Origin of the sequence: Bosea sp. F3-2 (genome assembly GCF_008253865.1) — a bacterium.
GTDB lineage: Bacteria > Pseudomonadota > Alphaproteobacteria > Rhizobiales > Beijerinckiaceae > Allobosea.
Genome location: NZ_CP042331.1, coordinates 2,015,906 through 2,037,093, shown reverse-complemented (window position 1 = coordinate 2,037,093; position 21,188 = coordinate 2,015,906). Strand labels below are relative to the sequence as shown.

Annotated in this window: 24 protein-coding genes and 2 tRNA genes; 12 read left to right on the top strand and 14 right to left on the bottom strand. The window is 66.2% G+C overall.

Annotated features, from left to right (window positions below; all coding sequences use genetic code 11):
* The first annotated feature begins 48 nt into the window (after positions 1-48).
* The 3 genes from FQV39_RS09475 (at position 49) to FQV39_RS09465 (ending at position 2,118) form a co-directional block, all read left to right on the top strand.
* Positions 49-243 (top strand): hypothetical protein, encoded by a 195-nt coding sequence (locus tag FQV39_RS09475; protein WP_149130059.1) that lies wholly within the window; start codon positions 49-51, stop codon positions 241-243.
* 140 nt (positions 244-383) lie between these two features.
* Positions 384-1,085, top strand: a complete 702-nt coding sequence (locus tag FQV39_RS09470; protein ID WP_149130058.1) for a phosphatidylserine decarboxylase — start codon at positions 384-386, stop codon at positions 1,083-1,085.
* 181 nt (positions 1,086-1,266) lie between these two features.
* A complete protein-coding gene (locus tag FQV39_RS09465; protein WP_149130057.1) occupies positions 1,267-2,118 on the top strand; it encodes a CDP-alcohol phosphatidyltransferase family protein in 852 nt (283 codons plus the stop codon).
* A gap of 19 nt (positions 2,119-2,137) precedes the next feature.
* Here the strand turns inward: FQV39_RS09465 and FQV39_RS09460 are convergent, their stop codons facing one another.
* A complete protein-coding gene (locus tag FQV39_RS09460) occupies positions 2,138-2,521 on the bottom strand; it encodes a hypothetical protein (protein WP_149130056.1) in 384 nt (127 codons plus the stop codon).
* A 315-nt stretch (positions 2,522-2,836) separates the two neighbouring features.
* Between FQV39_RS09460 and FQV39_RS09455 the strand changes: the two genes are divergently transcribed.
* The 3 genes from FQV39_RS09455 to yacG all read left to right on the top strand — a co-directional run bounded on the left by FQV39_RS09455 (position 2,837) and on the right by yacG (position 4,548).
* On the top strand, positions 2,837-3,445 hold the full coding sequence (locus tag FQV39_RS09455; protein WP_149130055.1) for a Maf-like protein: 609 nt from the start codon (positions 2,837-2,839) through the stop codon (positions 3,443-3,445).
* 88 nt (positions 3,446-3,533) lie between these two features.
* Positions 3,534-4,352, top strand: coding sequence for an SDR family NAD(P)-dependent oxidoreductase (locus FQV39_RS09450; protein WP_149133753.1), 819 nt, complete (start codon positions 3,534-3,536; stop codon positions 4,350-4,352).
* Positions 4,345-4,548: a DNA gyrase inhibitor YacG gene (gene yacG / locus FQV39_RS09445; protein ID WP_149130054.1), complete on the top strand. Its 204-nt coding sequence runs from the start codon at positions 4,345-4,347 to the stop codon at positions 4,546-4,548. Before FQV39_RS09450 ends, yacG begins: the two co-directional genes overlap by 8 nt.
* Before the next feature lie 25 nt (positions 4,549-4,573).
* Here yacG and FQV39_RS09440 read toward each other — a convergent pair whose 3' ends face one another.
* Positions 4,574-4,819, bottom strand: a complete 246-nt coding sequence (locus FQV39_RS09440) for a hypothetical protein (protein WP_149130053.1) — start codon at positions 4,817-4,819, stop codon at positions 4,574-4,576.
* Between the two features lie 116 nt (positions 4,820-4,935).
* Between FQV39_RS09440 and FQV39_RS09435 the strand changes: the two genes are divergently transcribed.
* Both FQV39_RS09435 and FQV39_RS09430 read left to right on the top strand, forming a co-directional pair.
* Positions 4,936-5,202: a hypothetical protein gene (locus FQV39_RS09435; RefSeq protein WP_149130052.1), complete on the top strand. Its 267-nt coding sequence runs from the start codon at positions 4,936-4,938 to the stop codon at positions 5,200-5,202.
* A gap of 11 nt (positions 5,203-5,213) precedes the next feature.
* The gene (locus FQV39_RS09430; RefSeq protein ID WP_149130051.1) at positions 5,214-5,498 is read left to right on the top strand and encodes a hypothetical protein; all 285 of its coding nucleotides are present in this window, start codon (positions 5,214-5,216) and stop codon (positions 5,496-5,498) included.
* Positions 5,499-6,383: 885 nt separating this feature from the next.
* Here the strand turns inward: FQV39_RS09430 and FQV39_RS09425 are convergent.
* The 3 genes from FQV39_RS09425 to FQV39_RS09415 all read right to left on the bottom strand — a co-directional run bounded on the left by FQV39_RS09425 (position 6,384) and on the right by FQV39_RS09415 (position 7,309).
* Positions 6,384-6,459, bottom strand: a tRNA-Phe gene (locus FQV39_RS09425).
* Positions 6,460-6,615: 156 nt separating this feature from the next.
* Positions 6,616-7,023: a hypothetical protein gene (locus FQV39_RS09420; protein ID WP_149130050.1), complete on the bottom strand. Its 408-nt coding sequence runs from the start codon at positions 7,021-7,023 to the stop codon at positions 6,616-6,618.
* 91 nt (positions 7,024-7,114) lie between these two features.
* Positions 7,115-7,309, bottom strand: coding sequence for a hypothetical protein (locus FQV39_RS09415; RefSeq protein WP_149130049.1), 195 nt, complete (start codon positions 7,307-7,309; stop codon positions 7,115-7,117).
* A gap of 304 nt (positions 7,310-7,613) precedes the next feature.
* Between FQV39_RS09415 and FQV39_RS09410 the strand changes: the two genes are divergently transcribed.
* Genes FQV39_RS09410 through selD form a run of 4 tightly spaced genes read left to right on the top strand, consistent with a single transcriptional unit; the run spans position 7,614 to position 10,290 of the window.
* Entirely contained in the window at positions 7,614-7,853 is a 240-nt protein-coding gene (locus FQV39_RS09410; RefSeq protein ID WP_210251189.1) for a TlpA family protein disulfide reductase, read from the top strand.
* Positions 7,813-8,064 (top strand): peroxiredoxin family protein, encoded by a 252-nt coding sequence (locus FQV39_RS09405; RefSeq protein ID WP_187640353.1) that lies wholly within the window; start codon positions 7,813-7,815, stop codon positions 8,062-8,064. Before FQV39_RS09410 ends, FQV39_RS09405 begins: the two co-directional genes overlap by 41 nt.
* The gene (locus FQV39_RS09400; protein WP_149130046.1) at positions 8,061-9,155 is read left to right on the top strand and encodes a transglutaminase-like domain-containing protein; all 1,095 of its coding nucleotides are present in this window, start codon (positions 8,061-8,063) and stop codon (positions 9,153-9,155) included. The genes FQV39_RS09405 and FQV39_RS09400 overlap by 4 nt, the downstream gene beginning before the upstream one ends.
* Before the next feature lie 55 nt (positions 9,156-9,210).
* Positions 9,211-10,290, top strand: a complete 1,080-nt coding sequence (gene selD, locus FQV39_RS09395; protein ID WP_248313304.1) for a selenide, water dikinase SelD — start codon at positions 9,211-9,213, stop codon at positions 10,288-10,290.
* A 142-nt stretch (positions 10,291-10,432) separates the two neighbouring features.
* On the opposite strand, the gene FQV39_RS09390 is transcribed toward selD, so the two are convergent.
* From FQV39_RS09390 to fdnG, 9 genes are all read right to left on the bottom strand, one after another.
* Complete coding sequence (locus tag FQV39_RS09390; RefSeq protein ID WP_149130044.1) at positions 10,433-10,813, bottom strand: hypothetical protein; 381 nt, start codon at positions 10,811-10,813, stop codon at positions 10,433-10,435.
* A gap of 103 nt (positions 10,814-10,916) precedes the next feature.
* Positions 10,917-11,012: transfer RNA gene (locus tag FQV39_RS09385), tRNA-Sec, on the bottom strand.
* 57 nt (positions 11,013-11,069) lie between these two features.
* Complete coding sequence (gene selB / locus FQV39_RS09380; protein WP_149130043.1) at positions 11,070-13,043, bottom strand: selenocysteine-specific translation elongation factor; 1,974 nt, start codon at positions 13,041-13,043, stop codon at positions 11,070-11,072.
* The gene (locus FQV39_RS09375; protein ID WP_149130042.1) at positions 13,040-13,804 is read right to left on the bottom strand and encodes a tetratricopeptide repeat protein; all 765 of its coding nucleotides are present in this window, start codon (positions 13,802-13,804) and stop codon (positions 13,040-13,042) included. The genes selB and FQV39_RS09375 overlap by 4 nt, the downstream gene beginning before the upstream one ends.
* Entirely contained in the window at positions 13,791-15,197 is a 1,407-nt protein-coding gene (selA, locus tag FQV39_RS09370) for an L-seryl-tRNA(Sec) selenium transferase (protein WP_149130041.1), read from the bottom strand. The genes FQV39_RS09375 and selA overlap by 14 nt, the downstream gene beginning before the upstream one ends.
* Before the next feature lie 214 nt (positions 15,198-15,411).
* On the bottom strand, positions 15,412-16,332 hold the full coding sequence (gene fdhE, locus FQV39_RS09365; protein ID WP_149130040.1) for a formate dehydrogenase accessory protein FdhE: 921 nt from the start codon (positions 16,330-16,332) through the stop codon (positions 15,412-15,414).
* Between the two features lie 60 nt (positions 16,333-16,392).
* Positions 16,393-17,088, bottom strand: coding sequence for a formate dehydrogenase subunit gamma (locus FQV39_RS09360; RefSeq protein WP_248313303.1), 696 nt, complete (start codon positions 17,086-17,088; stop codon positions 16,393-16,395).
* Positions 17,072-17,992, bottom strand: coding sequence for a formate dehydrogenase subunit beta (gene fdxH / locus FQV39_RS09355; protein ID WP_149130038.1), 921 nt, complete (start codon positions 17,990-17,992; stop codon positions 17,072-17,074). Before fdxH ends, FQV39_RS09360 begins: the two co-directional genes overlap by 17 nt.
* Positions 17,993-18,002: 10 nt before the next feature.
* A complete protein-coding gene (fdnG, locus tag FQV39_RS09350; protein ID WP_149130037.1) occupies positions 18,003-21,086 on the bottom strand; it encodes a formate dehydrogenase-N subunit alpha in 3,084 nt (1,027 codons plus the stop codon).
* Positions 21,087-21,188 lie beyond the last annotated feature (102 nt).

Genomic DNA, 21,188 nt, shown 5'->3' with positions numbered 1-21,188 from the left:
CGGACAGCCACCCTCGCGCTGCGGCCCGACGATCGGGCGCCGACCGACATGGACGGGGTTATCGGTGACGATCATGCCATTTTGCTGGAGGCGCCGGCACCTGTGCTGAAGCTCGTCCTTGCCTACACGCGGCTGGTCATTTCCGCTCCCGCAGCGAACGGAAGCGCCATCTCCAGCAGCCTCGACCTAGCGATGAGCGGCCGCGCACTCGAGGATCTCATGAAGCACTGTCCCGGTCTCTAGAGGACAAGCTGCCGCACACCCCTTTCCCCCGCGCGCCGAACCCCGTAAATCACGCAGCCAAAGCTTGCGGTCGCAACTCTGCCGCAGGTCGCCGCCACATGCGCAGCTGCCGCGCCAGATAGATCAACGGAACTCCATCCATGTCTCTCGTCGATTCCGTCCGCAAGGTGATCGTGCCCATCCACAAGGAGGGCTATGTCTTCATCGCCATCGGGCTGGTCGCGACCATCATCCTCGCCAATCTCTGGTCGCCCTTCGGCTGGATCGGCGCGATCATCACGGTCTGGATCTGCTACTTCTTCCGCGATCCCGTCCGCGTCACGCCGCAGCGGGAAGGGCTGGTGATCTCGCCGGCCGATGGCCGCATCAGCCAGATCGCCTCGGCCCTGCCGCCGCCGGAGCTTGAGCTGCCGGCCGAGCCGATGACGCGCATCTCGATCTTCATGAATGTCTTCGACTGCCATGTGAATCGTGCGCCGGTACCGGGCCGCATCGCCAAGATCGCCTATACGCCGGGTCTCTTCCTCAATGCCGAGCTCGACAAGGCGAGCGACGACAACGAGCGCAACGCGCTGGCGATCGAGACGAGCTCCGGCATCGTCGGCGTCGTGCAGATCGCGGGCCTGGTCGCGCGCCGCATCGTGCCTTTCGTCAAGCAGGGCGACACGCTGGCAACGGGCGAGCGCTTCGGCCTGATTCGCTTCGGCTCGCGCGTCGACGTCTATCTGCCGACGCATGTCGTGCCGCTGGTCGGTGCCGGGCAGACCGCGATCGCCGGCGAGACTGTGCTGGCCGACATGAGCGGCAACGAGCCGGTCGCACGCAGCTTCCGCGACATCTGAGGGCAGGGTGGGGACGATATGCCCCGCCTCGGCCTCCGCTGCTAGATCGCCGCGCGTCCGACAGGACGCGGTAACGGTGATCTATGCTTTTGTTATCGCATCGGATTTTTCCGAAAAGTGGATTCCACTTTTCGGTCCGATGCTATAGCGCGGATTTGAGAAACCGCGTATTTCGGCAGGCATGAGCGACCTGTTTCCTCCTTTCGAGCCCGAGCGCGCCGAATCCAGGCGCGCGCGCTTCAAGCCGATTCCCTTCCGGCTGCTGGCGCCGAACGTCATCACGCTGCTGGCGCTCTGCCTCGGCCTGACGGCGATGCGTCTCGTCGTCGAGGGCAAGCTCGAGACGGCGACGATCTGCATTCTGATCGCCGCTGGGCTCGACGGCGTCGACGGCCGTCTGGCGCGCCTGCTCAAGGGCACGTCGCGCTTCGGCGCCGAGCTCGATTCGCTCTCGGATTTCGTCAATTTCGGCGTCGCCACGGGCTATGTGCTGTGGATCTTCGTCCTGCACGACCTCAAATCCTTCGGTTGGATCATCGTGCTGACGCTGGCCTGCGCCATGGCGCTGCGCCTCGCGCGCTTCAACGTAATGATCGACGATCCTGACCGGCCCGAGTGGCAGAAAGACTTCTTCGTCGGCATGCCCGCGCCCGCGGGCGCGATCACCGCCATGCTGCCGGTCTATCTGCACATCATCGGCGTGCCGGTGCAGGAATATGGCGCGCTCGTCGTCGGCATCTACATCCTGTTCATCGCCTTCCTGACGATCTCGCGCATCCCCTGCTATGCCGGCAAGACGCTCGGCACCCGTGTCCCGCGGACCCAGGTGCTGCCGATCTTCGTCGCTGTCGTGATCGTGGCAGGGCTGTTCTTCGCCTACACCTTCGAGGTGCTGACCCTCGTTGTCGTAGCCTATCTCGCGCTTATTCCGGTGAGCGTGGCGCGTTACCGCAAGCTGGAGCGCGAGCACAGCCTCTCGTCACCGGCCGCCGCAGTGGCCGGCGACGCTCCGCAAAATCCAACCGAGGTATAAAGCCAGGCGGCGCCGGCTTTTAGCGCCGGACGCCGCTGAGGCGGGCGGCGTTGGCGCGAGTGCGCCGCGCAAAGGGCTCAAGCGTACTATCGGCGACCCGGACGGCCGCAGCTGCCAGGTCGAACTGGCCAGGCAGGTGGAGCGCCAGCCCCCACCAGAGCGCCGTGGTCGCCTGCGTCGCGGCCACGCTGCTTTCGACCACGGCCGAGACCTTCTCCAGCACGGCCTTGGTCGCCTCGCGCTGGCCGTGGCTGTCTCCGAAGGCGCCTTTCATCAGGATCGGCATCCGCATCGCGATGGTGACGCCGGCTTCCGCCTGCATGGTCAGCACGCGCGCGGCAAGCACCTGTGCACTCGCCCCCGCTGCGGTGGCGGAGCGCGATGACCTGCGCGTGCTCGGCATGAACAAACTCCCGAAACGATGCGGCATGACGCCGAGGGGAATCAAGTCTGCCGTCGCAAGCCGCGCTTGGCAATCGGTAGTATACCAGTTGTCCCGCCCTGCTTTTATGCAGAGCGCGCCGAACAAGTGCCTCCAACGACGGTTCAAGCGCCTCCAACGACGGTTGATGCAGATGGCACGCGCCACGGTTGCGGATTTATCGCTGCGTCGAAATACATTAAGGCTGGTCACGCGCCGGACGTCTCCGGCGACGGAAAAGCGTCGGGCTGTCTTTTGAGTTTTTTCTCTTCCCCCAAACATCCCGGCTGGCGCCCGATGCTGGTGCTGGCCTCGGCTTCCCCACGCCGCCTTGCATTGCTCGAACAGGCCGGGCTGAAGCCCGATGCGCTATTGCCGGCCGATCTCGACGAAGCGCCGCGCAAGGGCGAGCGCCCGCGTGATCTCGCCCGCCGCCTGGCGCGCGAGAAGGCGGAGGCCGCGCGCGAGGGCGCGAAGGCGCGGGCGGATCTGGAAGGCTGCTACATCATTGCGGCCGATACGGTGGTCGCGGTCGGCAGGCGCATCCTGCCCAAGGCCGAGATCGTCGACGAGGCGGCAGCTTGCCTGCGCCTGCTCTCGGGGCGTGCGCATCGCGTCTATACCGGCGTCGCGCTGGTGACACCCTCGGGAGCGATTCGGGATCGAATCGTCGAGACGCGGCTGCGCTTCAAGCGGCTCTCGACCGAGGACATCGAGCATTATCTCGCCTCGGGCGAATGGCGTGGCAAGGCGGGCGGCTATGCCGTCCAGGGCATCGCCGGCTCCTTCGTCATCAAGCTGGTGGGTTCCTATTCCGGCGTCGTCGGCCTGCCGCTCTACGAGACGGTCAATTTGCTCGGCGGTGAAGGCTTCCCAATCCGCTTCGGCTGGATGAACGCCGCCTGACGGGGTTGCCTGTCCGTACACGACGTCTGATCCTCGCATGGCAATTGCGCCGCTGGGACAAGGCGCACGAGGGAGGACGGCAGAGATGGTGGGGCGTCTGAGCGGCAAGGTCGCGATCGTGGCCGGAGCAGGTTCGATCGGACCTGGCTGGGGCAATGGCAAGGCGACGGCGACGATTTTCGCCCGCGAGGGAGCACGCGTCGTCTGCGCCGACATCAATCGCGACGCGGCCGAGGAAACCGCCGGGATCATCCGCAACGAGGGCGGCGAGGCCTTCGCGATCCAGACCGACGTTACCAGGGCCGAGCAGATCGCGGATCTCGTCGCCCATGCGCTTGGCCGCTATGGCCGCATCGACATCCTCGACAACAATGTCGGCATCGCCGAAGTCGGTAGCGTCGTCGATCTCCCGGAGGAGGTCTGGGAGCGCGTCTTCCGCGTTAATCTCACCGGTGCCTTCCTGGCGATGAAGCACGTCATCCCGGTGATGCAGCGCCAGTTCGAGGAGACGGGCGAGGGCGGCTCGATCATCAACATCTCGTCGATCGCCTCGATCCGCCATACTGGCGTACCCTATGCAAGCTATTCGGCGACCAAGGCGGCGCTGAACCAGCTGACCCGGACGACGGCGGTCCAATACGCGGCGCAGAAGATCCGTGTGAACGCGATCCTGCCCGGGTTGATGAAGACGCCGATGGTCGAGCAGTCGGCCGGCCTGGCTCAGGCCTATGGCAAGGGCGACATCGAAGCGATGTGGGCGGCACGCGCCGCGCAGGTGCCGATGGGGCATATGGGGGAAGCCTGGGACGTGGCGAATGCCGCGCTCTTTCTCGCGAGTGACGAGGCGCGCTATGTCACCGGAATCGAACTGGTCGTCGATGGAGGCATCACGCTCAAATATGGCTGAAACTGATAAGCCGGCGCCGGCCGCGAGGCCCTGTCCGATCTGCGGCAAGCCCGCGATGGCGCGCTTCAAACCATTTTGCTCGGCGCGCTGCGCCGACATCGACCTCGGCCGCTGGCTGAAGGGCAGCTACGTGATTCCCGGTGAGCCGATCGAGGAGGCTGAAGAGGCGCCGCCTCAGCGCGAGCGCGAGGACTGAAATGCGGCCTGCGTCGTCGGATGCCTCACTCCTCGGCTGATCCGTACGCCTGCGGTGCGCTGTAGCCTTGACGGTCTGCGTGGCGCTCATAGCGCCGTTGCCGATCGCGATCGGCAGTCATGACGCAGTTCGCGTAGGCATCGGTGCCGCGTTGGAAGCCATAGGCATCGCAGCGCGACCGATCTTCGACAATGGGGTCCGGTGTGCTCGCGCAGGCGCTGAGAACCAGAGTGATGGCTGATGCGGCGACGATTCTCATGTCCATCAGCATGAGATGCTGGATGGCCCTTTTAGGGCGAGAACTGGGCGCGGGGGGAATAGGCGATGCGCCGGTCGGCGGCTCGATCACATGCTGCAAGCCGAACGTGGATTTGCTAGGTTGCCGAAATGACCGATTTTCCCGACATCATCCGCTCGCCATTGTCACGGCGCTTTACCGACGACGGCGTGACCGTCCAGGTCGAGATCTATCGGGTCGACGGTACCGAGGGCTGGACGCTCGAACTCATCGATGAGGAAGGCGGCTCGACCGTCTGGCAGGACAGCTTTGCCACGGATGCCGAGGCCTTCGCGGAATTCACCGATGGCGTCGAGCAACTCGGTCTGGCGAAGCTGATCGACCCCGACGAGGACGACCTCGCGACAGTGCACTGAACGGCGCTACCATGGCCTATACCGACGAGCTCGACGCGGTCATCGCCTGCGAGCAGCGGCTTCGCCGGCAGATCGCCATGCGCTTGGCGGAAGAGTCTGGGATGGCACCCGGCCACGGCCTCTCCGAGGAGGCGCTGGCCGCGGCCGATGCCGCAATCGAGGCATGGCGCACCGAGGGCGAGGAGCAGCAGGATCTGGCGGCCTTCAGGCCTATCGGCCCGCTTCAGGAACTGCTCGCGGAACATCAGAGCATCATCGAGCGGATCGAGGATATGCGCGACAGGCGCCTGGGCTAACGGCGCCGGTGCACGGTTCAAAGGCTCCGTCCACCCGCGGGCGATGCCCACAGATTCCGCCGTGATTGCTGCCGCCTCGATCGTCTTCGAGCAGGCCGTTTCCAACCATGCCGGGGTAACGATTCGACATTGAAACGCCGGTTGCCGCGGCCTCGGGCCTGTGTTCGTGTTCGACCAACGAACGAGACATGCAGGGAGGCCCAGGTGCTGTTCAGCAGTCGTTTCCTCGCCGTTTGGATGAGGACAGCCATCGTTGCTGTCATCTTTGCCGCCGTCGTGGTGCCGATGGTGGTTGCGCGTTAGCTTCAGCGCGTGACGCCGGTTTAATCCGGCTGTAACCGCCGCGCGGACTCGTTCCCCTTAAGAGCATGGTCACTCGTCTTTGGAATGGGCCAGCCAGACATGGCACTCGAAGGCGAGGTTGGCGCCGGTGCCTGCGGAGAGGGAGCGCGCCGTTGGGAGGCGGCCTCGCTCCCTCTCCAACACACCGTACGGGCGCTGAGGCCGGCCAAGCCAAGAGGCTGGAGCGCGGCGTTCCGACGCAATCATCCAATCGAATGAGGAAGGCGCTGCGCTCTAACGCTAGGCAATGGCCGGCCTGACCCAGTCTCATGCCACACCAGCCCCATGGGGTGGTCCGTTGGCTTGACGGTCGGCCGGGTCCCTGGCTGGCGAGGTCGATATGGATCGTCTGATTGGTTCGCTGTATCTCGCTGCCATCACACTCACGATGACCGCATGGATCGGGCTGATCGGCTACGGCGCCTGGCACTTCCTGTTCTGAGCCTCGCAGGCGCCGCTCCCCATTCGGCCGGGTAGCAAACTCGCGTCGCGCACGGCTAGCCGACCGAAAAGCTAAGTGATTTCAACGACAGGGAAAATGAATGGTGCCCAGGGGCGGAATCGAACCACCGACACTGCGATTTTCAGTCGCATGCTCTACCAACTGAGCTACCTGGGCGCCTCGGGGGCGCGACGCGCCGTCCGTGTTGGTGGGGGCGATATAGAGGCTGGCGTCAGACCTGTCCAGTGACTTCAGCCGGCTTTCTACAGTCCACGTTCGAGCGTGGAGAAATCTGGCCCTGCGGCAGGGCAAATGATGGGAATGATACCGGGCTCAGGCGGGGATTTGGCTCTCTTCCCGCCACTCGGCGTGGTCGATCACGGTCGCGAGGCGACTGACCGCTGCCAGCGCTTCGCGCCGCGCCTGCTCCGATTCGGCGATCGCCGCCTGGCCGTAGAGCAACCGGGCGAAGGCGATGACCCGGCTCACCACCAGGAACGACGCGTCCTGCAGCGCCTGGGATTCACGCAGAACCTCGTTGAGGTGCGCCACGTGGTTCTCGGCGCTTTCCTGCAAGGCCTTCGCATTGAGAACGCCAGCCTTGAGCACATCCGCGCGCAGGGTCTCGACGTCGCGCGCCAGCAGCTCCTTCACCCTCTCAGCCATGGTTCCTCCACTGAAGGAGATTGTTATGTCGGCCAGATCGAAAGTAGCACCGAAAACTGCGCTGATCAGCGCCAAGCATGACGCTTGGTTACTCACTTCTCTACGGTAGCCATTCAGCTTGCGGGAAATGGGCCGCGGGCCGGGAGGCGCTCAGACCTCTGCCGCCTCAATCCTCGGAATCCTGGGCAATCGGCGTTTCTGCGGGTCTGAAATGCTTGCCGTTGACGATGCGCACGAGGGTCCGGACCAGCGCAGCCACGACGATGACCAGCGGGAGCGCCATCACGGCGTTTCCCTCCAGCGCCAGCCAGATCGCCAGGCCACAGCTCACGGCGATTCCGATGACAAGCAGCAGCTTCATCACGGCACAGGATGATCCTGCTTCCGGCCAAGTGCAAGGGAACGGTGCGAATGCGGCTAACCGTTCGTTTCAGCGCCGCCGCCGCGTGCGCCCGAGAAGAACAAGGCGCGCAAGCGCTCCACGGACCACCAAAAGCTTCTATTGACGCTTCGGACCGCGCGGGAAAGGATGGCGCGTGCTTGCCGTCGCAGCTCCCGCGTGCCGGGGCGCTCATCGACCGGATCGACAGCGAAGGCGCTTCCTCCTGGCGCTTGCGGGGCTGATGCCCTGTCTCGTTGTGTCGAGGGCGATGGCGGGAAATCTGTTGCCCTGGTCCGCCGCGGCAGCGCCGCCGCTCGCGCTCGACCGTCTGGACGGCCCGGCGAGCGATCTCGCTGATCTGCGCGGCCGACCCGTCATCGTCCATTTCTTTGCGACATGGTGCGCGCCCTGCGTCGAGGAGATGGCCTCGCTCGATGCGCTGGCGGAGCGGCTCGGCACCGGCGCGACCATCCTTGCCGTCAATGTCGGGCCCGGTGCGTTTCCCGATCCTGCTCGACCGTGACCGCGCGGCGATGAAGCGCTGGCGGGTGGAGGGGCTGCCGATGAGCTTCGTGCTCGATCGCGACCTGCGCCCCGTATCGCTCAGCGCCGAACCGCTCGACTGGACCAGCCCGCCGGTGCTGGCGGTGCTCGAAGCCGTGGTCGATGCCGAGCCAAACGCCAAGCCAGACGCCGCGAAAGCCAACGACAACAGGGGAAGGAGAACACCATGATCAGCAGACGCGACATGCTCAGGACCGGTGCCGCCGCGAGCGCGGCGCTTCTGTTGCCGCGCGAGGGCTTCACGCAGGCACCCATCTTCGCCCCCAAGCCTGGCAAATGGCGTGATTTCGAGGTGGTGACGCGGCTCGATCTCGCAGGGCAGGGCAAGGCGCAGGCCTGGATCCCGTTGCCTTCCGTCGCCGAGGCCGAATGGATCAAGCCGGCTCGCAACGACTGGCAGACCAATGCGGCGTCGGCCGAGATCGTCAGCGATCCGAAATATGGCGCGCAGATGCTGCATCTCGTCTTCAAGGAGGGCGAGGCGGCGCCAGCCGTCGAGGTCCGCAGCCGCTTTTCGCTGCGCGACCGCGCCGAGGATTTCGCGGCGGGGCCGGCGCCGGCTCTCAGCGCAGCCGAGCGCAAGCTCTATCTGGAGGCGACCGAGCTGATGCCGACGGACGGCATCGTCAGGGAAACCGCCGAGAAGGCCGCTGCGGGCAAGGCGAGCGATATCGACAAGGCGCGCGCGATCTACCAATGGGTCGTCGAAAACACCTTCCGTGACGCGAAGACGCGCGGCTGCGGCACCGGCGACGTCGCCTCGATGCTGCGCAGCGGCAATCTCGGCGGCAAATGCGCTGATCTCAATGCGCTCTATGTCGCGCTCGTGCGCTCGGTCGGCATCCCCGCTCGCGATTTCTACGGTATTCGCGTCGCGCCCTCCCAGTTCGGCTACAAGAGCCTGGGGGCGGGATCCGAGGTGATCACCAAGGCCCAGCACTGCCGCGCCGAAATCTGGCTCGAGGGCCATGGCTGGGTCGCGACCGATCCGGCCGATGTCCGCAAGGTCGTGCTCGAGGAGCCGCCCGGCAACAATGCCATCGACAATCCGAAGGTGGCCGCGGCGCGCGAGGCCTTGTTCGGCGCCTGGGAAGGCAACTGGCTCGGCTACAACATGGCGCATGACCTCGCGCTGCCCGGCTCGAAGCACAAAATCGGCTTCCTGATGTATCCGCAGGCGGAAATCGCCGGGGGGCTGCTCGATTGCCTTGACCCGGACACGTTCAAGTACACGATCAAGGCGGCCGAGATCACCGCCTGAAGCTGCCGCTCCGGCCGGGGCCTCGTAGGCTCCCGGCCGCACTGTCCGGAGACCGATGATGAGTGACACGATCGAGCGCGAAGCGTCGGCCAAGCCCGCCGCTCCCCGGCTGACCAGCCTCGCGCATGGCGGCGGCTGCGGTTGCAAGCTGGCGCCCTCGGTGCTCCAGCAGCTTCTGGCCGAGCATCCGGCGGCCGGGCCCTACAAGCAGCTCCTCGTCGGCACCGAGACCGGCGACGATGCCGCCGTCTGGCAGGTCGATGAGAACACCTGCGTTGTCGCCACCACGGATTTCTTCATGCCGATGGTCGACGACCCGCGCGATTTCGGCCGCATCGCCGCGACCAATGCGATCTCTGACGTCTACGCCATGGGCGGGAAGCCGATCATGGCGCTGGCGATCCTCGGCATGCCGCTCGACAAGCTGCCGATCGAGACGACGCGCGAGATCCTGAAGGGCGGCGCCTCGATCTGCGCCGAGGCCGGCATCCCCGTCGCTGGCGGGCACTCCATCGACGCGCCCGAGCCGATCTACGGCCTCGCGGTGATCGGGCTGCTGAACCCGCGGAACCTGCGCCGCAACAACGGGGCTAGGCCCGGCGATGCGCTCATCCTGACCAAGGCACTGGGCGTCGGCATCTATTCGGCGGCCTTCAAGAAGGAGCAGCTCTCACCGGCGGCCTATGACGAGATGATCGCCTCGGTGACGCTGCTCAACCGTATCGGCGCCGAATTGGCGAAGGATGATGATGTCCACGCCATCACCGATATCACCGGTTTCGGCATCCTCGGCCATGGCCTGGAAATGGCGCGCGGCTCCGGCGCGACGCTGCGGCTGAATCTCGCCGAGCTGCCTTTCCTCTCGCAGGCCGAGCGGCTGGCGCAGGAGGGCAGGGTGACCGGCGCATCGCACCGCAACTGGGCGAGCTATGGCGAAGGGGCCGAATTGCCGGACGGGTTGCCGGACTGGCGCCGCCACCTGCTCACGGATCCACAGACCTCAGGCGGGCTTCTGGTCTCCTGCAAGGCGGAACGGGCGCAGGACATCCTCACGCGGATCAAGGGGGCGGGTTATCCGTCGGCGCGGATCATCGGCGCGGTCGAGGACGGGCCGGGGCGGGTGGTTGTGGTTTAAGGCTCCGACGGAAACACACCGTCATTCCGGACAAGCCGCGAAGCGGCGCCGATCCGGAATCCATCACAGGGCTCCGGCGCTTTACGATGGATTCCGGGTCAAGCCCGGAATGACGGCGCGCTTTTGGGTCGTTGCGTCTCCCTCACGCCTCCCTGACCTCCAGATTCCGCCCCCAGACGTCGAAGAAGGCGCCCTTGTTCAGGACCAGCCGGTCCTCCCGCAGGGCGCCTTCCAGCTCGCGCAGCCGCTGGCGAGCCAGTTCATCGGGCACCAGCCCGCCAGCCTCGTCGCGCGTCGGGAAGAAGGCCGCTCCGTCCCAGCTTACGCCAGCGCCGCGCAGCATCAGGACGATATCGCCCCAGTCGATCTCGCTGCCGACGACATGGACGAAGGTGGAGCGCAGCGGCTCGACCTTCGGCTCGGTGATCTTCACGAGCACGATCAGCACAGTGAACGGGCCCTTGCGGAAGAGCTTTCCGAGCCAGCGGTCGAAATCGGTTCCGAGGCCCCTAGACGTCGACACGCGGTGTATCCTCGGCCGGGCGTGCCGCGTCGGCGGCGCGCGCGACATGCACGATCGGATCGAGGGCAGGGGCTTCGCTGTCGATCATGCCGCCTCAGTGAATTGGCGGAAGAGAATGGGAGTCGAACCCACCAGAGACCGTCTGACGGCCCCTCCCGGATTTGAAGTCCGGACGCCCCACCGGGGACGCTTCTCCTCCATCGGGCCTAGAGCCGGATCCGATCAGGTTGCATCAACCTGATCGGTGAATCCGTCTCTAAGCAATTGATAGAGAACGCGTGATCCAATCGGATTGTAATCCGATTGGCGCGTGCTCTGTGGGCAGTGGACCGAAGAGATCGAGCCTTTGCCGGTTGATGCGCCTGAGATCGCCGCGGCGGATCGTGACGCCATGGCGATCGAAGAATTCGAGAATCTGGATAGCGACCTTTCGGCCGTTGTCGAGCCGGTCGCGGAACTGTGCGGCGTTGAAGCCGGTCGGATGGGCGCTCGCGAGCTCCGTTGCGATGCCGACCATCTCGGCCAGCGTCGCCCGCAGGAAGAAATGATCGAGCGCGACCTCATGAACATCGCCGCGCCGGCCGGCGAGCCGGAACAGCCGGCGGATCTCCTCTTCGCGGCGCCCGAGCATCTGGCCGATATCCCGCACGCGGGGCGGGCGGAACCGCTCCTGCGCGTCGATCAGCGGTGCGATCCGCATCCAGAGCGCCTCGTCCTCGGCCGTTAGCCGGACCTCGTGCCCCGGCCGCCTGACCCACGAACCGGCCATGACGAGCAAGCCGTCATCGGCGAGGCGCGCCAGCACCGCGCGGAAGAGCGGCGCGGGCAGGCGCGGCGCGATCGCGAGGCGCAAACGCTCCAGCCCCATGCCGGGCAGATCCGGATGTTCGGCATGCCAGGCGTCGAGGCGCTCGACAGTCGCCTGCGAGAGTTCTTGCCAGTTTTCCGGCAGCATCGCGAGCGAGCCGATCCGGACAAGACCGAGCCTGGCCGCCAGTTCGTCGGTGGCCTCGGCTCCCAGCGCGCGATCGCGGACGAAGCCGTCGAGATCGGCATGATGCGGCGGCAGAGACAGGAGCCCACGCAGCGCTTCCGCGGGATCGGAAAGCCCGAGCGCGGCGAGCTGCGCCAGCCGCTCGGGGCTGCGGCGCCGGCGCTCCGGTGCCCGCAGATCGAGGAAGCGCCCGCCGCCGATTGTGCGCGAGGCGCTGGTGTCGCGCAGGACGAAGCGGTCGAGCGCTGCGGCCGCCAGAGGATCATCGAGAACGAGTTGGACCGGAGCCGTGCCGCCAGAGGCGATCTCCTTGCCCAGCAGCACGATGCGCGCTCCGACCTCCGCCGCCGCATGGTGCAGCCGCACCGGCTGCCACATGGTCAACGGCCTCGCCTCGGAGGGCAACACTGTGACCTCCGCATCGATCCGCAGCGTCGGCGCATGGAGCGACGGTGTCACGACCATGTCGCCATGCCGGATCGCCTCCTTCGAGATGTCCGGCCCGGCGAGGTTGAGCGCGCAGCGATCTCCGGCTTGGCCACGTTCGGCGGGGCGGTTCTGGGCGTGGATCGAGCGCACGCGTGCCGCAATCCCGGCCGGCGAAACGATCACGCTGTCGCCGACCGCGACGCTGCCGGACAGCACCGTACCGGTGACGACAGTGCCCGCGCCCTGCAGGGTAAAGCAGCGGTCGACCGCGAGCCGGAAAGCGCCGTCGCCATGCCGCGCCGGGGTTTCGCGTGCTTTCTCGGCGAGTAATGTCGATAGCGCGGCGATGCCGTCACCCGCCACGGTCGAGACGGGCAGGATCGGCGCCTCGGCGAAAGGCGTCTCCGCCAGCAGGTTCGCGATCTCGATGTCGACGGTGGCGAGCCTGTCGGCATCGACCAGATCCGACTTCGTCAGCGCGACGACGGCCTGCCCGATGCCAAGCAGACGGGCGATGGCGAGATGCTCGCGCGTCTGCGGCATCACCCCGTCATCGGCGGCGACGACGAGCAGCAGCAAATCGATGCCCGAGGCGCCGGCCAGCATCGTATGGACGAACTTCTCATGGCCGGGCACATCGATGAGGCCGATGACCCTGCCATCGGCCAGAGGCCAATAGGCGAAGCCGAGAGCGATGCTGATGCCGCGCGCCTTCTCCTCCTTCAACCGGTCGGTATCGACACCGGTCAGCCGCCTGACCAGCGAGGTCTTACCATGGTCGATATGGCCGGCCGTGCCGATGATCATGGCCCCGCCTCCGCTGGGGAGGCGGCAGCGCGCGCGGCCTTGATGAAGGGCGCGGCGAGCAGGCTGCCCTTGCTCTCGGCTGCGAGCAAAAGCGCGAGCGCCCGGCCGGCATCCTGCGGCACGCCCTGGCCGAGCAGGGTCGCGGCGCCGAGCATCGCCTCCGAATCCGGGTCGCCCGCCGCCATGCCACGCTGCCACCATTGCGCAGCCAGCGCCGCGTCGCGTTCCACGCCGAGCGCATCGTGATGCATCATGCCGAGCCGGGTCATGCTGGTGCCGACGCCGGCCTCGGCCGCGGCCTGCGCCCAGCGCAGCGCCTCGGCGCGATCGGTAGTGCGTCCGCCTTCCAGCAGCATCCAGGACAGCATGTCTTGCGCTGGCGCGTCGCCCTGCTCGGCGGCGAGGCGGTAGAGCCGCAGTGCTTCAGCGTCGCTCTGCTCGACGCCATCGCCCTTGAAATGCAGGGTCGCGAGATTGCGCTGTCCGACCGGGTCGCCGCTCTCGGCGGCCAGCCTCAGCCAACGCAGGGCGAGTGCCGTGTCACGCTCGACGCCAAGACCTTCGGCGAAGCAGGCGCCGATATTGTTCTGGGCGCGGCCGATGCCGGCATGGGCGAGTGGCCCCCAGATCGCGAGCGCGGCCGCATGGTCGCCGCGCTCGACCGCGGCGGCCGCTTCGGACATGGCCGTCGCCAGCTCGTCGCGGCGCGGCTGTTCGCCCCCGCCGGGCTCCTTGCGAAACAGGCGTTCAAGCCAGCCCATCGCTCGGCTCCGCTTTCAATGCAGCAAGCTGCGCGGCGAAAAGCGCCTCGTCCTCAAGGCAGCGCAGGTCGAAGATCAGCGCGCCCTGCGCGATCCGGCCGATGATCGGCACCGGCACGGCCCGAAACGCCGCCGCCAGCCTCTCGACGGCAGAACCGGCTGCCTTGCCGGTCGGGCGGATCGCGATCCCGGTGCTCGGCAGTGTCTCCAGCGGCAGCGCGCCGGAGCCGATCTGGCTGGCGCAATCGATGGCCTCGACTGTCCAGTCCGATCCAAGCCGGTCCGCGACCTTGGGCTGCAGGCGTTCGGCCACGGCCCGCAATTCCGCCGCCGTCCGCGTGAACAGCCTGAGTGTCGGCAGGCGCCGTGCCAGGCTGTCGGGGTCGCGATAGAGCCTGAGCGTCGCTTCCAGCGCCGCGAGCCGGAGCTTGTCGAGGCGCAGCGCCCGTTTCAGCGGATTCTTCGCCAGCCTGGCGATCAGGTCCTTGCGCCCGGCGACGATGCCGGCCTGCGGTCCGCCGAGCAGCTTGTCGCCGGAGAAGGTGACGAGATCGGCGCCGCCCTTCAACGCGTCCTGAACCGTCTTCTCCTTGCGCAGCCCCCAGCGCGAGAGGTCGATCAGCGTGCCGGAACCGAGATCGTCGACGAAGGGCAGTCCATGTTCCCGCGCAAGCTTCGCCAGTTCGGTCGACTCGACCTCTGCCGTGAAGCCCTGCACCACATAGTTCGAGGTGTGGACCTTCATCATGAGCCCGGTCGCCGGGCCGACGGCTTCGGCATAATCCTTGAGATGCGTGCGGTTGGTCGTGCCGACCTCGCGCAAGATGGCGCCGGCGCGTGCCATGATGTCCGGCATGCGGAAGGCGCCGCCGATCTCGATCAACTCGCCGCGCGAGACGATCGCCTCGCGATCTCTGGCGAAGGTGTTGAGCACGAGCAGAACCGCCGAGGCGTTGTTGTTGACGAGGATGGTATCCTCGGCGCCGGTCAATTCGCGGATCAGATCGCGCACATGGGCGTCGCGCTCGCCGCGCTGCCCGGCCTCGATCTCGTATTCGAGATTGGTCGGGGCACGCATCGCGGTGACGACGGCCTCGATCGCCTCCTCGGCCAGCAGGGCGCGGCCGAGATTGGTGTGCAGCACCGTACCGGTCAGGTTGATGACCGGTCGCTGCGAGAGCCGCCCGCGGTCCTCCAGCCAATCCAGAGCCATGCGGCTGACCTGCTCGGCTGACGCCGCGGAAGGCTCGCCGCTGGCACGCAGCTGCTCCAGGACCTGCCGGATCGCGTCGGTCGTGGCGGCCCTTCCATGGCGGGCGATGGCGAGCTCGCCGCCAGCGCTGCGCAGCACGGTATCGACCGATGGCGGACGGAAGCGTTCGGGCTTGTTCATCAGGCTCCCTCCGGGAGACGCTTGATTATCGCGCTTTTGCACCACGAATGGGCGGTTTCGATGAACCCGCTCCAGTCATCCCGGGCGACCGCAGGTCGACCCGGGATCCATGCCTGAACCTCGATCGGAACCGCTCTGGCATGGATCCCGGATCGGCGCCGCCAGGGGCGGCTTGTCCGGGATGACGGCGTGGTTCCGCGCGATACGACAAACATCAATAGCCGAGCAGAAATGGGTTCACTCCGGCGCGCCGCCAGCCGGCCTTGGTCACCAGCAGATCGAGGCCCAGGCTCGCGACATCATCCGCCACCGGTTCCAGCTCCATGTCCTTGCGCTGGTTCAGGATCTTCACATAGGTCCGGCACTCGTCGCAGGTCTCGGCCTTGATCGTGTCGGCGATACCCTCGATCGCCTGATAGGCGATGCCCTTGGTCGAGCCGCAGGAGACGCATTTCACGCGGACATGGTTCCATTGCGTCGCGCAGAGCGAGCATTGGACATAGCGCACGCCCTCGATATTGGCGTCGCCCACGACTGCGCTGCTGACGGGCGGCCCGCCGCAGCAGGGACAGACGCCGTCGGCAACCGGCTGCGGCAGAACAGGGGCGAGCTGCGCGGCGTGTTGGGCGGCGACGATCTGCAGGGCGGCGGCGGCGAAGATGTGCTCGGCCACCGCCTCGACCGGAACGGCATCGGCCAGAACGGCTGCGAACATTGCCCGCCGGCCTTCGTCGTCAGCTTTGCCGGCGCGCTCAAGCGCGGCGCGGGCGAGGTCGGGCATTGCGATATCGGTGAGCAGCGTCACGAGCCGCGAGAAGGCCTCCGACGCGGCGGGATCGTCGGCCAGTTCCTCGCGCGGCAGGATCGGCATGGCATGGCCGGCGCGCTGGCGCATCTCCGCCAAGGTTGGCAGGGCAGAGGCCGGCAGCTCGCGCGTCAGCCTGTCCTGCACCTTCGACAGGGCGGAGAGGAAGAGGAGATAGGCTTCGAGCTGGTGCCCCGGAGCGAGCGCGGCGAAGCGCATGGCGCGCAGGCCGAACAGGTTTTCCGGCTTCGGCAATCTGACAAAGGGCGGCTTGTCGCGCTCGGCGATGCCGACATCTTCGAGGGCGGCGAAGCTCGGATCGTCACTCATTCACTGTCCTCTCGAACCGCACGGGTCACGGGAGACGAAGCGCCAGGCCGCCAATCGGATTTATTCGGCCGGGCCGGCATTATGGCCGCGCGGCGGCGCCTGGCGCTCGTCGATCACGCCCTCGCGCGCCTCCTGGCGCAGCCAGAGCCGGTGGTGACGGAAGGCCCAGCCACCTGTCACCTTGCCTTCGGTCATCGCGTTGATCGTACCGCGCACATAGAAGCCGGCATAGATATGGACGATGACGACGAGCAGCATCGCGACCGCCGCCAGCGCATGCAGGATATGGCCGACGCGCTGCTGCTCGATGGTGAATCTCGCGCCGAAATACTCGTACCAGATCATGAGGCCCGTCCCGAACAGGACGAGAATCAGCAGCGTCATCAGCCAGAAGACGATCTTCTGGCCGCCATTGTACTTGCCGACTTCCGGGACGTTCTCCTCGCGGCCCGACATGACCTCGCGGATATGGCCCATCCACTTCGTGTCGGCCTTCGACCAGAAATTGTAGCGGACCATCTGGAGGAAGAGGATCACGAAGCTGGCGAGCAGCACGACGCCGATCCAGGGATGCAGCATCCGCGTCGCCGAGCCGCCGCCGAACAGGCTCGACAGGAAGAACAGTGCCGGATGGAACAGCGCGGCGCCGCTGAGCGCGAGCAGGATCAGCGAGATCGCGGTGATCCAGTGATTGACGCGCACGCGGCCGGGGTAGCGGTCGACGGTCGTGCGCTCCTCTTCACGCCTGACGGCCACGGGCAGCCTCCTCGTCGATCAGATGCTCGGCCTCGCGATCCTCTGCGCGGCTGACATCGTTGCGTCGCGCCACCGTCGCATGGACGAAGGCGAAGGCGGCGGCGAAGCCGACCACCGCCATCCCGGCATATTTGGTCAGTCCCTTCCAGAGTTCGACCACCTGGCTGATCCGCGGGTTCGCCGGCAGGTTGGCATAGAGCTGCGGCTGGTCGGCATGGTGCAGCACATACATCACATGGGTGCCGCCGACGCCGGGCGGATCGTAGATGCCGGCATTCTTGAAGCCCCGGGACCTGAGGTCCGTCAGCCGCGTCTGCGCGTGGTCGAGCATCGCCTGCTTGGTGCCGAACACGATCGCGCCGGTGGGACAGGCCTTGGCGCAGGCCGGCGCCTGGCCGACCGAGACCCGGTCCGAGCAGAGCGTGCATTTGTAGGCCTTGTGGTCGGCCTGGCTGATGCGCGGGATGTTGAAGGGGCAACCCTTCACGCAATAGCCGCAGCCGATGCAGTTCTCCGAGACGAAGTCGACGATGCCGTTGTTGTACTGCACGATCGCGCCGGGGGCGGGGCAGGCCTTGAGACAGCCGGGGTCGGCGCAGTGCATGCAGCCGTCCTTGCGGATCAGCCATTCGAGGTTGCCGCTCTCCGGGTTCTCCCATTCGGTGAACCGCATCAGCGTCCAGGTGTTCGGCGTCAGGTCATGCGGGTTGTCGTAGACGCCCCGGTTGATGCCGATCTCCTCGCGCAGATTGTTCCACTCGAGGCAGGCCGCCTGGCACGCCTTGCAGCCGATGCACTTGGTGACGTCGATGAGCTTCGCCACCTCGAAATCGTGGCGGACATCCGGCGGCCGGAAGGTGGTCGCCGAGATGCGGGCGAAGTCCTGACTCTGCAATCCAGCCATCGGACCCTCCCTAGCTCACGGCCGGTCCGTTGGACGGCTCGACATTCACCAGAAACGCCTTGAATTCGGGCGTCTCGATGTTGGCGTCGCCGACGAACGGGGTGAGGCTGTTGGGGCCGAAGCCCTTCCTGGCCGCACCGGTGAAGCCCCAGTGGAGCGGGATGCCGACGACATGCACGGTCTTGCCGTCGCAGATCAGCGGCTTGATCCGCTTGGTCACCACGGCCTTGGCATAGACCGAGCCACGGGCCGACGAGACCTTCACCCAGCCACCCTTCTGGATGTTCTTCTCCGCGGCCAGCTGCTCGCTGATCTCGACGAAGAACTCCGGCTGCAGCACCGCATTGACCCAGACATGCTTCGTCCAGAAGTGGAAGTGCTCGGTCAGGCGGTAGGAAGTCGCCGCATAGGGGAACTTGTCCGAGGTCCCGAGCGCGGCGAGATCGTCCTTGAAGATGCGCGCGGCCGGGTTGCCGCGGATCTTCGGCGCCATCACGTTGGCGACGGGGCTTTCGAACGGCTCGTAATGGGCCGGGAAGGGGCCGTCCTTCATCAAGCCGCGCGAGAACAGGCGGGCCGTTCCCTCGGGGTTCATGATGAACGGGCCGACATCCTGCGGCTTGGCGTTAAGCGCGATGTCCGGCACGTCGTAGCCGGTCCAGGCCGTGCCGTTCCACTCGATCAGCTTGCGCTTGGGATCCCAGGCCTTGCCGTCGAGATCGGCCGAGGCGCGGTTGTAGAGGATGCGCCGGTTGGCTGGCCAGGAGAAGGCCCAGTTCGAATAGGCGCCGGTATTGCCCGGATCGCTGGTGTCGCGCCGGGCCATCATGTTGCCCCGCTCGGTCCAGCTGCCCGCGTAGATCCAGCAGCCGCAGGCGGTCGAGCCGTCGTCGCGCAACTGGCCGAAGGTGTCGACCTGCTTGCCCTTCTCCAGCAACACCTTGCTCGGATCGACCGGGTCGGTGACGGTCGAGACGACATAGCCGTTCATCTCCTTGGCCATCTCGTCCGGCTGCGGGTCCTGCGGGTCGCGATAGGGCCAGTGGAGATTGAGGATCGGGTCCGGGAAGGCCCCGCCCTCCTTCCGGTAGAGCTCGCGCAGCCGCATGTGGAGCTGCGCCATGATCCAGGTGTCGGCCTTCGCCTCGCCCGGAGGTTCGGCGCCCGGCCAGTGCCATTGCAGCCAGCGGCCGGAATTGACCAGCGAGCCCTCGTCCTCGGCGAAGCAGCTCGTCGGCAGCTCGAAGACCTCGGTCTGGATCGACTCCGGCTTGACGTCGTTATGGACGCCTTCGTCCTTCCAGAAGCGCGCTGTCTCCGTCTGCAGCGGGTCCATCACCACCAGGAACTTCAGCTTCGACAGAGACGCCGTGACCTTGCCCCGGTTGGGCGCGGACAGGAGCGGATTGAAGCCCTGGCAGAAATAGCCGTTGACCTTGCCCTGATACATCAGGTCGAAGGTGCGCAGCATGTCGTAGCCGGGCAGGTCGAGCTTCGGCAGCCACTGATAGGCGAAGTCGTTCTCGGCCGTCGCGGCCGGGCCCCACATCGACTTCAGGAAGCTCACCATGAACTTCCTGTAGTTCTGCCAGTAGCTCATCTGGTTCGGACGCAGCGGCTTGAAGCCGCGCGTCGACATATAGGTCGCGAAATCGGGCTCCCTGTCCTTCGGTATCGCCAGATAACCCGGGATCAGGTCCGACATCAGGCCGATATCGGTCAGACCCTGGATGTTGGAGTGGCCGCGAAGTGCGTTCATGCCGCCGCCGCGCACGCCGATATTGCCGAGCAGGAGCTGCACCATCGCCATGGTGCGGATGTTCTGCGAGCCCTTCGAGTGCTGCGTCCAGCCGAGCGCGTACATCGACGTCATCGTCCTGTCGCGCGCCGAGCATTCCGAGATCATCTTGCAGATCGCCAGATACTTGTCCTTCGGCGTGCCGCAGATGCGCTCGACCATCTCCGGCGTATAGGCCGCGACGTGCTGCTTCAGGAGCTGGTAGACGCAGCGCGGATTCTGCAGCGTCTCGTCGACCTGGACATAGCCGTCCGGCCCGAGCTCGTACTCCCAGGTGGAGCGGTCGTAGTCACGCTTGGCCTCGTCATAGCCGGAGAAAAGGCCGTCCTGATAGCTGAAGCCGTCCTTCACGATGTAGGGCGCGTTGGTGAAGGCGCGCACGTAGTCGTGCTGGATCTTGTCGTTTTCGATGCAATATCGGATCACTCCGAGCAGGAAGGCGATGTCCGTGCCTTGCCGGATCGGCGCATAGAAATCGGCGACCGAGGCCGTGCGCGTGAAGCGCGGATCGACGACGATCAGCTTGGCGCCACGTTGGGCCTTCGCCTCCGTGACCCATTTGAAGCCGCAAGGGTGCGCCTCGGCGGCGTTGCCGCCCATGACGATGATGAGGTCGGTGTTCTTGATGTCCGTCCAGGAGTTGGTCATCGCACCGCGACCGAATGTTGGGGCCAGACTGGCCACCGTCGGTCCGTGTCAAACACGCGCCTGGTTGTCGAACGCCAAGATCCCGGTGCTTCTGACCACCTTGTAGGTCAGGAAGGCTGTTTCGTTGGTGGTCGCCGAAGCGGCCAGGAAACCGGTGGTCAGCCAGCGGTTGACCGTCACGCCGTCCTGGTTGGTGGCGACGAAGTTCTTGTCGCGGTCGTCCTTCATCAGCCGCGCGATGCGGTCGAGCGCCTCGCCCCAGCTGATCTGCCGGAATTCGCGCTGGCCCGGCCCGCGGTACTGCGGAACCTTGGTGCGCGTCTCGGAATGGACGAAGTCGAGGAGGGCGGACCCCTTCGGGCATAGCGTGCCGCGATTGGTCGGGTGGTCGGGATCGCCCTCGATATGGATGATGGCCGGGTGCGCGTTCTTGGACTTGTCACCCAGGCTGTACATGATCACGCCGCAGGCGACGGAACAGTACGGACAGGTATTTCGCGTTTCCGTGGTGCGCGCCAGCCTGAAGGGCCGCACGGCCTGGGCAAGTGCCTCCTCGGCACCCCCGAACCCCAGCGCGGCGACGGCAGAACCGCCCAGGCCCGCGCCTGCGGCTTTCAGGAACTGGCGACGCGAGAGCTCATGCAGCATCTCAACCTCCCAGGCAAACAAGAGCGTCTTGTTCCTGTTTAGAATAGTGAAACTCTGCCCTGAGGGCGTCAAGCTGCCCCTTCATTGGGCAAAGTGCCGCGA

Coding starts and splice junctions, on each gene's coding strand:
- FQV39_RS09475 (WP_149130059.1), top strand. CDS start 49: ATGGACGGGGTTATCGGTGACGATCATGCCATTTTGCTGGAGGCGCCG.
- FQV39_RS09470 (WP_149130058.1), top strand. CDS start 384: ATGTCTCTCGTCGATTCCGTCCGCAAGGTGATCGTGCCCATCCACAAG.
- FQV39_RS09465 (WP_149130057.1), top strand. CDS start 1,267: ATGAGCGACCTGTTTCCTCCTTTCGAGCCCGAGCGCGCCGAATCCAGG.
- FQV39_RS09460 (WP_149130056.1), bottom strand. CDS start 2,521: ATGCCGAGCACGCGCAGGTCATCGCGCTCCGCCACCGCAGCGGGGGCG.
- FQV39_RS09455 (WP_149130055.1), top strand. CDS start 2,837: ATGCTGGTGCTGGCCTCGGCTTCCCCACGCCGCCTTGCATTGCTCGAA.
- yacG (WP_149130054.1), top strand. CDS start 4,345: ATGGCTGAAACTGATAAGCCGGCGCCGGCCGCGAGGCCCTGTCCGATC.
- FQV39_RS09440 (WP_149130053.1), bottom strand. CDS start 4,819: ATGCTGATGGACATGAGAATCGTCGCCGCATCAGCCATCACTCTGGTT.
- FQV39_RS09435 (WP_149130052.1), top strand. CDS start 4,936: ATGACCGATTTTCCCGACATCATCCGCTCGCCATTGTCACGGCGCTTT.
- FQV39_RS09430 (WP_149130051.1), top strand. CDS start 5,214: ATGGCCTATACCGACGAGCTCGACGCGGTCATCGCCTGCGAGCAGCGG.
- FQV39_RS09415 (WP_149130049.1), bottom strand. CDS start 7,309: ATGAAGCTGCTGCTTGTCATCGGAATCGCCGTGAGCTGTGGCCTGGCG.
- FQV39_RS09405 (WP_187640353.1), top strand. CDS start 7,813: ATGTCGGGCCCGGTGCGTTTCCCGATCCTGCTCGACCGTGACCGCGCG.
- FQV39_RS09400 (WP_149130046.1), top strand. CDS start 8,061: ATGATCAGCAGACGCGACATGCTCAGGACCGGTGCCGCCGCGAGCGCG.
- selD (WP_248313304.1), top strand. CDS start 9,211: ATGATGAGTGACACGATCGAGCGCGAAGCGTCGGCCAAGCCCGCCGCT.
- selB (WP_149130043.1), bottom strand. CDS start 13,043: ATGATCATCGGCACGGCCGGCCATATCGACCATGGTAAGACCTCGCTG.
- FQV39_RS09375 (WP_149130042.1), bottom strand. CDS start 13,804: ATGGGCTGGCTTGAACGCCTGTTTCGCAAGGAGCCCGGCGGGGGCGAA.
- selA (WP_149130041.1), bottom strand. CDS start 15,197: ATGAACAAGCCCGAACGCTTCCGTCCGCCATCGGTCGATACCGTGCTG.
- fdhE (WP_149130040.1), bottom strand. CDS start 16,332: ATGAGTGACGATCCGAGCTTCGCCGCCCTCGAAGATGTCGGCATCGCC.
- fdxH (WP_149130038.1), bottom strand. CDS start 17,992: ATGGCTGGATTGCAGAGTCAGGACTTCGCCCGCATCTCGGCGACCACC.